Source organism: Moorena producens 3L (assembly GCF_000211815.1).
GTDB classification, from domain to species: domain Bacteria; phylum Cyanobacteriota; class Cyanobacteriia; order Cyanobacteriales; family Coleofasciculaceae; genus Moorena; species Moorena producens.
In genome coordinates, this window is record NZ_GL890832.1 from 54,957 (window position 1) to 68,652 (window position 13,696).

9 protein-coding genes and 1 pseudogene are annotated in these 13,696 nt (G+C 43.9%); 7 read left to right on the top strand and 3 right to left on the bottom strand.

All coding sequences use genetic code 11. From position 1 onward, the window contains the following. Window positions 1–30 precede the first annotated feature (30 nt). Window positions 31–804, top strand: a complete 774-nt coding sequence (locus tag LYNGBM3L_RS05730) for an ABC transporter permease (protein ID WP_044492331.1) — start codon at window positions 31–33, stop codon at window positions 802–804. Window positions 805–1,765: 961 nt separating this feature from the next. After that, a complete protein-coding gene (locus LYNGBM3L_RS05735; protein ID WP_008180171.1) occupies window positions 1,766–2,683 on the top strand; it encodes an ABC transporter ATP-binding protein in 918 nt (305 codons plus the stop codon). A 127-nt stretch (window positions 2,684–2,810) separates the two neighbouring features. On the opposite strand, the gene LYNGBM3L_RS05740 is transcribed toward LYNGBM3L_RS05735, so the two are convergent. Beyond that, on the bottom strand, window positions 2,811–3,077 hold the full coding sequence (locus LYNGBM3L_RS05740) for a hypothetical protein (protein ID WP_008180172.1): 267 nt from the start codon (window positions 3,075–3,077) through the stop codon (window positions 2,811–2,813). Between the two features lie 1,215 nt (window positions 3,078–4,292). Between LYNGBM3L_RS05740 and LYNGBM3L_RS05745 the strand changes: the two are divergent. From LYNGBM3L_RS05745 to LYNGBM3L_RS05760, 4 genes and pseudogenes are all read left to right on the top strand, one after another. Further along, a pseudogene (locus LYNGBM3L_RS05745) lies at window positions 4,293–4,885 on the top strand (Uma2 family endonuclease). A 526-nt stretch (window positions 4,886–5,411) separates the two neighbouring features. Then, entirely contained in the window at window positions 5,412–6,572 is a 1,161-nt protein-coding gene (locus tag LYNGBM3L_RS05750) for an esterase-like activity of phytase family protein (RefSeq protein WP_008180175.1), read from the top strand. A gap of 494 nt (window positions 6,573–7,066) precedes the next feature. Then, entirely contained in the window at window positions 7,067–7,681 is a 615-nt protein-coding gene (locus LYNGBM3L_RS05755; protein WP_008180176.1) for a chromophore lyase CpcT/CpeT, read from the top strand. A 263-nt stretch (window positions 7,682–7,944) separates the two neighbouring features. Beyond that, entirely contained in the window at window positions 7,945–9,078 is a 1,134-nt protein-coding gene (locus LYNGBM3L_RS05760) for a glycosyltransferase family 4 protein (protein ID WP_008180177.1), read from the top strand. A gap of 54 nt (window positions 9,079–9,132) precedes the next feature. Here the strand turns inward: LYNGBM3L_RS05760 and LYNGBM3L_RS05765 are convergent, their stop codons facing one another. Further along, complete coding sequence (locus LYNGBM3L_RS05765; RefSeq protein WP_008180178.1) at window positions 9,133–9,642, bottom strand: RNA-guided endonuclease InsQ/TnpB family protein; 510 nt, start codon at window positions 9,640–9,642, stop codon at window positions 9,133–9,135. A 395-nt stretch (window positions 9,643–10,037) separates the two neighbouring features. Here LYNGBM3L_RS05765 and LYNGBM3L_RS05770 point away from each other — a divergent pair, with 395 nt between their 5' ends. Then, window positions 10,038–12,602 (top strand): adenylate/guanylate cyclase domain-containing protein, encoded by a 2,565-nt coding sequence (locus LYNGBM3L_RS05770; protein ID WP_008180179.1) that lies wholly within the window; start codon window positions 10,038–10,040, stop codon window positions 12,600–12,602. Between the two features lie 20 nt (window positions 12,603–12,622). Here LYNGBM3L_RS05770 and LYNGBM3L_RS05775 read toward each other — a convergent pair whose 3' ends face one another. Next, entirely contained in the window at window positions 12,623–12,844 is a 222-nt protein-coding gene (locus tag LYNGBM3L_RS05775; RefSeq protein ID WP_008180180.1) for a DUF7219 family protein, read from the bottom strand. Between the last annotated feature and the right edge of the window lie 852 nt (window positions 12,845–13,696).

Sequence of the window (13,696 nt, forward strand, 5' to 3'; positions counted from 1 at the left end):
TACCTAACCCAATTGAAAACTGCTGTAATTATGAAATATTGGCGGGAAACCTGTGCTGTAGCACAACGAATCTTGATTGAACTATGGCGAAGGCAGCGTAGCCTATTATTTTGGAGTATTTTTCCAATTACTGTGCTATTTCTCAACGGTTTAATTATGGCAGAACAGGCTCAGCTATCCACCGCTGAAGCATTTGAACGTGCTGCCCCAACTACTCTTGTGGGTGCTGCTTTGTTTTTTAGCTGCTTGGGGGGTAGCGTCGCAACGGTAGTCTCAGAACGAGAACAGCACATGCTCAAGCGTTTATTTCTCTCTCCATTAGGCGGCATATCCTATTTCTTAGGAATTTTTTTGGCTCACAGCTGCATTGGTACAGGTCAAGCCTTAGTGGTTTATACCATAGCAGCATTTTTGGGGGCAAGGTTTCAAGGTTCCGTGTTGCTAGGGATATTGATTATTTTCCTGAGTATTATTGCTTATGTGGGAGTGGGATTTTTTCTGGGAACTCAATTAGCGCGGCGCACTGAGGACGTTAATGCCTTAGTGGGAACCTTCGGTGTACCTCTATTAATTTTGGGGGGTGCATTTTTACCAACTGCTTTGTTTCCGGAACAGTTACTGGAAATCGCTAAGTTTAACCCAATTTATCATATGAACGAAGCCTTGCTGGGAGTATGGGCTGATGGGAATAGTTTGGTGCAAATCGAGTCTCATTTCTGGTTTTTGTTTGGCTTTTCCTCAGTGATGGTGATAGTCGGATGGTTGTCATACCAGGGGATGGTTCGGGTAGAGAGGAGATTGTGATTACCCACGGGAGTTTTGTGCAGGGTAACCTAGTTTAAACCCTTGAAGAATGAGGAGGTTTGCACAAACAAATAAACTTAAGTATAGTCGGGTCAGTTATCTATTACCTAGTAGGTAAGCATATGCGCTACGCGCACGCGTGCGCGTTCAGCCGTCAGCCGTCAGCCGTGAGCTTTTAGCTCACGCTACGCGTTCAGCTTAAAATAAACCTAAAACGAGAGAATTTAATAGTTCGAGATTAATGAGAATTGAAAGTCTGGGGAAAAGTCTATCAGCTAATGCTTCACAGGCTTCTAGCCTGTGAAGCATTAGCTGATAGCTGACCGCTGATAGCTGAATGCTTACCCTAGTACTCCTATAAAATCATCCGATTATCTTGACACTCCCCGCTAATCGCGAGACGGGGATTCCTAGATCAACGAGCCACCTTAAACCGTCGTGTTCCATCTTTGACGCCGCCAAAAACAGGACAGTACTCAAACCAAGAATCCGCTGTGCCAAATTCCTAGTCGATTCACGACAGACCCAGAGGGCAGTTCTCCTTAGGCGTATCGGCAAAGCCGACGCTACGCGAACGGGTACTTTAACCATTTCCCCAGGTTCCGGTGTGCCCCACCGTACCTTGTTGTTAAAAAGTGATTTTTCCTGGGTTCACACGCCAATTGCTAGTTGACGATTGGGTTTTTAAAGAGGATTCTCCCTGCCCTCTAGGCATTACTACTTTGTGGTCAATCAGTTGCGGGTCTCTCTCCCGTCTGAGCCAACGGTTTTTCAGCCTGTACCTAATATTAGACTATATCATCTTTTCCAATGATTCCGGAAACCTACGCTTATTTTTCTAGGCGACTTTAGTCGCTGTGAGTCTTCATCCCCGGTTTAAAAACACGGGGCTTTCGACTTGTACGTCCCCGCGTAAAAAAAGTCTGATTAAATTGCCTTAGTATTGCTGAAGGTTTAACTAGTGCTAAATATCCATAAATTAAATAAGTCTTACGGTAATCGAAACGTTCTGCGGGATTTAACCCTAAATATTCCAGGGGGAGAAATATATGGTTTACTCGGACCCAATGGTGCAGGTAAGACAACTACTATCAATATCATCTGTAACTTACTACGAGCAGATAGTGGTGCGATCGCAATCAATAACCAACCAGTGTCCGAGGCAACGAAAAAGCTGATTGGGGTTGCCCCCCAAGAGAATTTACTGTATCAAACCCTTAGTTGTCAAGAAAACTTGTATTTCTTTGCTCGTCTGTATGGTTTAGATGCTCAGCAGTGCTCTAAACAAGTTTACGCTGCCCTTGCTGCAGTAAATTTATTAGAGCGGGCAAAAAGTCCGGTGGAAACCCTCAGTGGTGGGATGCAGCGACGGATGAATATTGCTGTGGCTCTAGTGCATCAGCCGAAATTACTTATTTTAGATGAGCCTACCACAGGCTTAGATATTGAAGCCCGATATGAAATTTGGGACTTGATTCGACGTCTTCAGCGCCAGGGAATTACTATTTTGCTGACGACTCATTCCCTTGATGAAGCAGAACGTGTTTGCCAGAGAATTGGTATTCTTAAACAGGGACGGATTGTAGCAGAGGGGAGTTTGCTTGAGTTACGGCAAAAGATTCCCGCTCAAGAAATTGTAGTAGTAGATACCCCTCAAGAAGAACAAGCGATCGCTCGTGCCCAAGAATTAGGGTTTACTCATCGCCGCTATGGAAATGATTTAGCCTTTTGGCTACCAGAGTCTTTAGACCTGAAGGATATTATTGCTTGTTTTGATGGGATTCCCCTCGATTCCATTGCTCGTCAGCCAGTGCGGCTGGAGTATGTCTATGTAGAGGTTACATCAAATCTGGGAAACAAGTTAGTGGTTAGTCGTTAGTGGCTTAGTCGTTAGTCATAGTGTGTTGATCTCTACTAACTACTGTAGGGGCAAACCACGGTTTGCCCCTACTAACCACCAACAAAAAAGAATAAGCTGGATATTGTGGGTGATTAATGATAACAATCTACAAACCATTCCCTTTGCTAGACAGCTGAGCCGCAACTTTTCTGAATACGTACACCAAGCCCTCTGATGACAAAAGACTCATCTGGGCCAGGATATAATCAGCGAAGTGGGTAGTTGCTGAAAGCACAATCAACCCCGATTCTTGGTCAAGCAAGCGCTCAATCAATTCAGCCTTTTCCTCTACAGATAATGTTTCGGCTAGACGCCAAACGCTATCAACCTTATTAGGCTTGGAGTTAATGTCAATTACGCAATTCTTATACATTGCCTTACTGCCCTTAAATAACTGATGGGATTATAGAATTGCTGAGTTGACCGCCGTAACCGTAAATCTACTTATAGAGAATAGACCACCTCTGCAATTCTAAGTAAATTCCTCAAGGTTAATCAACCTGTTAGGGTTAATCAATGTTTTGTCTTCACAGGGATATTATAACCATTTTTTTCAGGATTTGTCACCATTTCCAGATATCAAGGCAGAGCCTTAAGCTGGTCTTCATTTAAATTCCATGGTTCTGACAGCAGGGGAGCATCAATTCCCCCTAACCCCCCTTAGTAAGCCAGGGCTGTTTCATTGTCGGACTAAAATGTGATTGGTGGGGATATAGGGAGATAGGGAGATAGGGAGATAGCGGTGTGAACGCGCACCGTGGGGAATTTTTATTAATAAAAAGTGCGACCCGAAGGTGCGACCCAAGGGCGAGTAAATCGCCCTTGGCGCGCACCTATAGCGCGAATTTAATTCTTAATGGGTCAAGCGCACCTTAGGTATTTTTCACCTTAAAAATATCCTCTCCCCAGCACCCCACTTCCCTTGAAGTTACAGTAGTTGAGGGTAGCATTTATGGTCGGCAGGTTATGGGCAACAGGTTTAAGTTTTTGTAATAAGGCTACCCTCTTCAAGGTTTCATCCCTTTCACGCTTATTGACCTGACAATTTATCCCAAAGAATGAAACAGCCCTGCCCTTAGTAAGGGGGTAATGGGAGCATTGGAGAGGGTTTGACGGTTTTTTGCTAACTGAATAATATCCAATTTAAATGCGCAACAGCTTAACTTCAAAATGCCTAAAAACAAAATTGGTATCTTGAACGTTTAATGTTGATTTTTATTACCCTGTTCCAGAGAATAAAAATTTAGTTTAACAGAGCATTGAAACCCCCAACTGTATTATGCTTATCCTTGGAATTTTACACGATGATTGGACTAAGCTAATATCCCTTTAAAACCGTGTCTGTATGGATGATATAAAATATCGTTTTTTTTAGCCTAATAAAGTACAATTTTTTTTTACATTTTCCCTCTTATAACTTTACTGCTCCGAAGCTCCGTTGGCGTTTGCGCAGGGTCGGGCAAAGCCCGAAAGCGTGGCCCACGGCCTTAGCTCCATGCTTCCTAAAACCAAAAAAAATGTACCTTACTAGCTTAAAAAGCGCTATACTATAATTGAGAAAACTATTGCTACTATCTAAACTGATAAGATGAACCCTAATACCGTCAGTTTACCGGCTAGGCTCGAATTAATTATTGACTTAACTGACAAGCAATTTTTTCAGCTTTGTCAAACTAACCGTGACTTGAGATTCGAGCGTACAGCTAAAGGATAATTAATTATTATGCCACCTACGGGTAGCAAAACTAGCGTACGCAATGCTGATCTAACGTATCAGTTAAGAGCTTGGAGTCGCCAAAATCAGCTAGGAAAATCCTTTGACTCTTCCGGTGGTTTCAAACTTTCCTCGGGTGCAGAGCGCTCTCCAGATGCGTCTTGGGTGAAAATTGAACGGTGGAATGCTTTGACTCAAGCGGAAAAAGAAAGATTTGCTCCTTTGTGCCCCGATTTTGTGGTTGAATTAATGTCTCCCAGTTATTCCCTGGAAAAGACACAGGCCAAAATGAGGGAATATAGGGATAATGGCGCAAGACTGGGATGGTTAATTAATCGCCAACAGCAGCAAGTATAAATTTATCCTCCCGATCGAGATGTGGAAATTTTAACTAGTCCACAAACATTATCAGGAGAGGATAGGATGTTTTGCCAAGGTTTGTTTTGGATTTGGTTCCAATCTGGTGAATAGTTTGTGTCTGTTTGTAATAGACATCTCGTAAACTAGTCAACTTCTTGCCAATTGTTCGGTCATTAGGATTTTATATCAAGTCCGGTTAAATACCCATAATAAAAGTGTATCGAAGGCAGAGGGCAGAACGCATAAGGGTGCATCTCAATGCATTAAATTAGGCAAAATTATCATAAAATTATCATACTTCCCACACTTCCCACACTTCCCACACTTCCCACAATTACCTTCTTTTTTACAAATATGAGATGCACCATGATCGACTGCATCAAGAGACAGGGTAGTAATTTTTAGGGATAGATGTTAAGCTATCCAAGACTCGTTTTGTAAACTGTTTTAAAAACATGACGCGAGCATAATTTAATTTTTAAATAGCACCAATAGTTAGTAGACAGCTTGGTACTTTTTTTTAGACCTAATTTATAACAATCAACACTTCTGGTCGAACCAAGTAATAATACAAGTAAGTTAAGGTACTGGTAGACTGACCTAATGTTAAGAAAACCTAAAAAACTATCAAATATGCTATGGGTTGTGGTAATAATATTCCTGGGTAGCCTGACCACTACCTGTAGCTTTTTACCAGCCATCACAGCAGAGGAACGCACCTTCCTCAACCTTTCCGTGAACTTCTTAGGGGAGTATCAACTCCCCCAAACGGAATTCAAAAATACCGTAGTGGGAGGGTTGTCAGGATTGGCCTATGATCGGGAACGCGATCGCTTTTTAGCTGTTTCTGATGATCGTTCTCGATTAGCTCCGGCTCGATTCTACACCCTAAAACTAACCTTCAATCCCACCGATACAGGAAACATAGGGATTGAAAACGTAGAAGTGGAAGATGTCACTTTCCTCAAAGATAAAAATGGTGAGACCTTTGTAAGGGGTACCCTGGATCCAGAAGGGATTGCTTGGTCTGGAAAAGATTCTGTATTTATCTCTAGTGAAGGGGCTACTAATCAAGGCATTGCTCCATTCATTCGGCAGTTTGATATAGCAACAGGACAACAGTTGCAAAACTTAAAAATTCCCCAGCGTTATCTACCGAATGACACTGACCTAGGAACAGTCAGTAATGGTATCCAGGATAACTTAGGCTTTGAGGCATTGACCTTAGAACCGATCAGCCTAGCTGCAGCAAGTGGGCAAGAGTCATTTCGCTTATTTAGTGCCAGTGAGTACTCCCTACACCAAGACCAGCCAGAAGCAGATACCGAACAAGCAGCGGGAATTCGTTGGTTGCACTATTTGATTGGAGACGTTACTCCTCCAATGCTGGTTAGTGAACATCTTTACTTACTCGACCCAGACCCCCCTAACACCCTTTCTCACGGTTTAACTGAGTTATTAGCAGTGGATACCGCAGGACATTTTCTGAGTTTGGAGCGTACCTATGGTTTATTTGGATTCAGTGCCAAACTTTATCAAGTGGTGACCGGTGGAGCAACCGATACCACCAAAATTGCTAGTCTCAAGGGTGATGTTTCCAAGATTAAGCCACTGCAAAAAAAGTTGTTGCTGGATTTGAGTGAATTGGGGATTTACTTAGATAATTTAGAGGGAATGACCCTTGGTCCGCGCTTGAGTGATGGAACTCAGAGTTTAATTTTGGTGAGTGATAACAATTTTAGTGAGGCTCAGGTGACACAGTTTCTATTGTTTGGGATTAAAGGTTTGAAATAACCCAAAGAAACCAGAGGTATTCCCAAGCTCTTGCCAGTAAGCTATCAGCTATAGCGCTGGGGACAGCAAATACGGAATAGGGAACTTCGGATCATGGTAATGATGGGCGCTTGTCAACTAAAGCTTTTAGCAATTGGTCTGTAAGCATTCAGCCGTCAGCTGTCAGCCGTCAGCTAAAAGCTCACGCTACTTGAGGTGCTTAAGATAAACCTTGAACGGGAGAATTTAATAGTTCGAGATTTTGTAAGCATATGCGCTACAGATGGTGCTACTTGAGGTGCCGTCAGCTTATTTTATTCAAAAGCACTTCAAGTAGCACCATCTGTAGCCGATAAGCTGAAAGCTGATAGCTGATAGCTGAATACTTACATTGGTCTTGATGCAGAATCCAAACATAAGCGACTGCATCAAGACGATGTATTGTAAAGATACTAACTGCATCAAAAACTACTTCATCCGAAGTTCGCGCTATTCTAAGTTCAACACTTCTGGTAATGACTCATTCTACGGATATCGCTACTTTAGCTCGCTGGATGGCAGCTGATTTTAGTAACCAAGAGCAGGCGTTTGAGAATCCACCATTGTATGCTCACATCCGCGTCTGCATGCGTCCTCTACCTTGGTCAGTGCTAGATGGATGTAGCTTGTTCCTTGAGCAAGCCTATGACTATATGCTCAACACCCCCTACCGAGTGCGGGTGCTAAAGATTGTTGAGCTAGACGGGCAAATCAAAATCGAAAATTACAAGGTTCAGGATGAAAAACTATTATACGGAGCTTCCCGTGATTTAGAACGTCTAAAATCCCTGAGTGCCCAACAGCTAGAGAAGCTTCCTGGTTGCACGTTCAATGTTGCCTGGACTGGTCATAGCTTCAAAGCGGAAGTAGAACCAGGTAAAGCTTGCTTGGTGGTGCGCAATAGTAAAGAAACCTATCTCGATAGCAGCTTTGAAGTAATGGAAGAAAAATTGATTAGTCTTGACAGGGGACGTGACCCCCAAACCGATGAACTCATTTGGGGTTCGATTGCTGGAGCATTTCACTTTGCACCCAGGACTAGCTTCGCTTCAGAAGTGCTGATCCCAACTCCAGAATTTACTGAACTATAGAAGAATTAACTCTTACCTTGGGGGTTTGAGGTCAAAAAAGGTTTCATACAAACCACAATTATAACCAAACTGATCAGGTTAGAGTCAAGGGCGTCCTGGAATCCCTAAACGCCATGGCCAATGGTCTAATACCTAGAAACTAATTCATGTTCAACAAGTGCCCCAAACCTGATACATTTAGCGAGTAGGGTCAAGCAAATTGGATTAAGGGACTATCAAAGACAAATAATTAATGACTAATGACTAATGACTAATCACTAATTATGCGAATTGCTTTTTTTACTGAAACATTTCTACCCAAAGTTGATGGCATCGTGACCCGGTTGCGCCACACGGTGGAACATTTGCAGCGTAACGGTGACCAGGTGCTAGTTATATGCCCAGAAGGGGGACTAAAAACATACAAAGGAGCCAAAATTTACGGTGTTTCTGGCTTTCCCCTACCCCTGTATCCCGAATTAAAGCTAGCCCTGCCACGACCCTCCATTGGTGGGGTATTAGAAAAGTTTCAGCCAGATTTGATCCATGTTGTCAACCCAGCAGTATTAGGGTTGGGAGGGCTGTATTATGCCAAGGTGATGAATATTCCCTTGGTCGCCTCCTACCACACCCATTTACCTCAGTACCTCCAGCACTACGGATTGGGTATGCTCGAAGGAGTTATGTGGGAGTTAATTAAGGTTAGTCACAATCAAGCTGAGCTGAATTTGTGTACCTCTAATGCTATGGTACAGGAATTAAGAGACCATGGTGTTGAGCGAGTAGACTTGTGGCAGCGAGGTGTGGATACGGAAACGTTCCAACCAGAGTTAGCTTCATCCCAAATGCGATCGCATCTTTCCCAAGGAAATCCAGACAGCCCCATACTCCTTTATGTAGGCCGTCTTTCTGCTGAAAAAGAAATTGAGCGGATCAAGCTAGTGCTAGAAGCAATTCCCAACGCTTGCCTAGCATTAGTAGGGGATGGACCCCACCGTAAGGAACTAGAAGCACACTTTGCTGGCACCCCGACTCATTTCGTGGGTTACCTTACCGGTACAACCCTCGGATCGGCCTTTGCCTCTGCTGATGCATTTATCTTTCCTTCTAGGACAGAAACCTTAGGACTAGTCTTACTAGAAGCGATGGCAGCAGGTTGTCCTGTGGTAGCAGCCAACTCTGGAGGGATTCCCGATATTGTCACGGATGGGATGAATGGGTATTTATACGATCCAGCAGATGAGCAAGGAGCGATCGCAGCAACCCAGCGTCTCTTAGCACAACAGCAGGAACGGGAAACTCTGCGCCGCAATGCTAGAGCAGAAGCTGAACGCTGGAGTTGGTCAGCTGCTACACGCCAATTGCAACATTACTACCAGACTATCGTGTTTTCCGAATCCATGTCTTCCGCTGCTTGACATACTCCCCCGTTAAATCGGAGATGATAACGGGGGATTCTCACAATATGTGATTCAAGGTTCAATCAGACAACTTCTTGAATTAGGTTTCCCTTCATCAACAGCGGTCGAACTCACGCCTGCGCGTTTCCGTATTAACGGCAGTTTCCTATGCCCTAGGGTACTGTTGTACTCAACACCTAAAACCTCTAATCCCCGCTTCAAAATGTTGAGAGCTGCGTTGGGATCACGACAGATTTCTAGATGACAACGAGGACATTTATGAGTCCGGGTGCTGAGGGATGTTTTCACCCGATAACCACAGTTAGAACAATCGGCAGATGTGAAGTGGAGGTTGACCGATATCACAGTTTTATCCCAGATTTTTCCAAAGTATTCTAACCATTGGGTGAATTGATACCAACCTGGATCAGAAATCGACTTAGCCAAATGATGATTCTTGACCATGTTTTGTATCTTGAGATCTTCATAGACAACCACATCCTCCTCCCGACATTGAGGTAAGCATCCCACAGGTCTGACACCAGTAGCGGTTTTAGGTGTTAGGTGTGAAGTTTTAATCACCTAAGGCTTAATTAAGCCTGCCTAATTCAAGGGTTTATGCCTAGTCATAGGGAGCATGTCAAGGAAGGGTTTCAGGGTCTCAGGGGGCGTAATGGGGTTGAGCTTACTGACTTTATTACAAAATCTTATCGAAAACTTAACTATTGTAATTGTACAATCCTTAACAGTTTTAGGGAAACCTATAGTCTAGAAAGTACCCCCTAGGGTACTGATTTTGACTGTAGAGATATGCCAAACTTGTAATCAGGATAGGTATATCCTCAGATCTACTTATAGCCAGGGTGTCAATTCATGTTCTTGAAGTCAAAGACGATAGAAGACTTATCAACGCAGCAATTCTTATCTGCCCAGTTGACTTGCCCTCACGCGCCTCCAAAGGCAGGAGCAGACGAAGTATGACAAGACCGAATACCAGTAGTGTTACTGCTACATTATCTCAGTTAACTCAACCCTCACAAACCAGCCATCTAATTGACCGCATCAAAACCCTATCCATTCCTCAATTTAGCTGCTGGTTAGATTTCTTTGCTGCTGATTTTCAACAGTTTCTGGGAGCGATCGCACTGATCAATAATGATGCTCTGGAAACTCGGCTAGAGCAGGTTATAGAGGCTTTAACCCTAAAAGTTGGTCAAGTCCTACAGGCAGACCAAGCCACTATTTTCATGGTTGACACCGACACAGGTCAACTATGGGCAAACATCCCCCAACCTCACACGGACAAAACCATAGAACGCCGGATTCCCCACAATCAGGGTGTTGTGGGTCATGTTGCTGCCACTGGCAAGTCTTTCAATACGTCAGTTGCTTACCATCATCCCCTATTTAACCCAGAATTTGACGAAATCCCTGGCTATCGTACCCAAAGCCTCCTGTGTATGCCAATTTTTAATCGCAATAACCAGGTGATTGCTGTAATAAATTTTTTGAATAAAACTGGCGGTGTGCCCTTCGATAGTACCAACGAAAAGCAATTTGAGAACTTTGCCGACGACCTTGGCATCATCCTCGAAGCCTGCCAATCATTTCAACAGGCAGCTCGTAACCAAAGGGGAGTGATTGCTCTGCTCAAGGCAACTGAGTCTCTGGGGAAGAGCCTGAAGCTCGAACAAACCCTAAGTTTAGTGATGGAGCAGGCTCGGGATCTAATGCAAGCGGACCGCTCTACGCTATTTTTGCTATGCCAAGAACGCAACGAACTTTGGAGTAAGGTAGCTACAGCGGATGGACAAAACACCATAGAAATCCGAATACCAGCCAACCGAGGTATTGCTGGTTATGTAGCATCCACTGGTGAGCCGCTCAATATTCCAGATGCCTATAAAGACGACCGTTTTGACCCGACCACTGACAAACAAACCGGTTATCGCACCGAAAGTATTCTTTGTATGCCGGTATTTAACTCCAAAAATAAATTAATCGGTGTGACCCAGTTAATCAACAAGCACCAAGGCTACTTTACCAGCTCTGATCAAGAGTTTATGCGGGCGTTTAATATTCAGGCAGGCATAGCTCTGGAAAATGCCCAGCTGTTTGAAAGGGTCCTGATTGAAAAGCAATATCAGCAAGATATCCTGCAAAGTCTAACCGACGCAGTGATTTCCACTGACATGCAGGGACGAATTGTGATGATCAATGATGCAGCCATCAAGTTCCTAGGTGGTCCTAATCGTAGAAAAGGCAGTCCCGATTGGAAATTCTGGCAGTCTAAGCTCACTGGTCGATACATCTGGGATGTAGTACCGATTGAAAATCTCCAGTGGCGTTGGCAAGATAGCTTGGCTACAGGGACTCGGCATTATATGCCAGAACAAACTCTGAAGATTGGTCTGTATAAAGCTCCTCAAGGGGATTTAGGATCACCATCGATGGTGCTGGCAATGCCAAAGTGGGATGACCCGAATGTTTATGTACCCTGGAATGAAACACCCCACACGGAATCTTCATCTACTTATTATTTGTCAAAATACCAAGTTCAGGAAATTGAACGCAGTCTCAACCTAAGCGTCAATCCTTTGCTCAACCCAGAGGGAAGTGTGCGAGGTGGGTTAGTGGTTCTAGAAGATATGACTCGTGAGAAGCGTATGAAGACAGCCATGTATCGCTACATGACTCCACGGGTTGCTGATCAAGTCTTAGCCCTAGGGGAAGATACCTTAATGCAGGGCAAGAAGCAAGAAGTAACAATTCTATTTTCCGATATCCGGGGCTACACAAACCTAACAGAACATCTCGGAGCAACAGAGGTGGTATCGTTGCTCAACAAGTATTTTGAAACCATGGTAGAGGCTGTATTCAATCATGATGGCACCTTGGACAAGTTTATTGGAGATGCCTTGATGGCGGTGTTTGGAGCACCTTTACCCCTGCCAAATCATGCTTGGAAGGCTGTCAAATCAGCTCTAGATATGCGCTCACGCTTAGCAAAATTTAATTCCAATCGCAGTCGTAACAACCAACCTGAAATCCGGATTGGAATGGGAATTAGTTCTGGAGAAGTGGTTTCCGGCAATATCGGCTCCCAAAAACGGATGGACTATACGGTTATTGGAGATGGGGTGAATCTAAGTGCTCGTCTCGAAAGCGTTACCAAAGAGTATGGCTGCGACATTATCTTGAGTGAGTCTACCTATAATTTGTGCCGCGATCGCATTGTGGTGCGGGAGTTAGATCAAATCCGGGTCAAAGGTAAAAACCAAGCGGTTAGGATTTATGAATTAATTGGCAAAACCGACGTATCCCTTAGCGATAAAAGAAAACGGTTCTTGGATTTGTATCAAGCAGGGCGTAATGCTTACATCAAACGAGACTTTCACCAGGCACTCAAGTATTTTACTGATGCACTAGATATACAACCAAATGACCGGCCTGTCAAGACCCATATTAACCGAGCTAAAAACTATTGTGATCATCCTCCTGATGATTCCTGGGATGGAGTTTACACGATGACCACGAAGTAAAGAATGACGTATTTCATCCTTTATATACCCAGGCTCTTTTTGCTTTGTTTCAACTCTTTCCAGAGTTTTTTAATCTGCTGGTAAGCCTCTTTTGGAGGCAGCTTACCAGCAGTTTCCAGATTACAGATGTAGCTGACTTTTTGAGCAAATTCCTGTAAATTAGCGTTAAAAACCACGTTTTCTGGCTTGAACTGACCGTGATAGGGACTGTGAGGGTGTAAAAAATCAGATGGATCTACCATAGCTATTGCCTGCACCAGACGTTTTTAACCTAACCTTAACTTAACTGATTAAAGGATAACTCACGCTCCACCAAATTTCGGATTTTGTCTGATTGTGATTGCTGTAATAGACATCAGGTTTTACGGTACTGCCCAAAACACAAGGGCATTGTCTTGATGCAAAGGGCGAGTGGTTTTGTGTCTGTTTGCGAAACACCACGATTCTCCTTTGGAGACACTAGGTGAATGCACCGCTGTTTTACCCGTGGGAACCCCCACAGGTCGGCGTTAGGTACCCTGTTCCCTTGCTGCATCGCTTTCTGCTTTGCTGAAAAACTTTAGCTAGATCCGTTATAAACCCCACATCTTTTGTTGATTGGTTTAGTGTGGGAGGGGGCTTATAAAGTGCGCCCGTAGGTGGCGCACACAGCCCCTTATGAATCGCGGATATAGCTAAATCTATCTTTGACACTCCTCCTGAATCACGCAGCGAGGATTATTGCTTCTCGGGGAGTCCAACGACTTTACCCTCCACAAGCATACACCGTCTGCCCGGCGGCGTTTGGAAAGGTGCGCGAAAGTGCACCGGGAGAAATTTATTCAATTGTCGTGCTACGGCTTCAACATTTATAAAAAATGCGCGTATTTTTGCTACTTTGCTTCCGGAGCTCAAGCTATCCGAAGCGACCTACTACGCTTTTTATATATGCGTAAAACCGCTAGGTTTAATTATAAATCAAAGCCGTACCTTGAAGGACGGGGCTTTAAACCCAAAATTTTTGGTCAAGATCTATAGCAATCCTAAATCAGTTGTCAAACATGCAAAATCTGAAATCATTGCTGGGCTTGCTTTAAGCGCGATTCGGCGTTCGC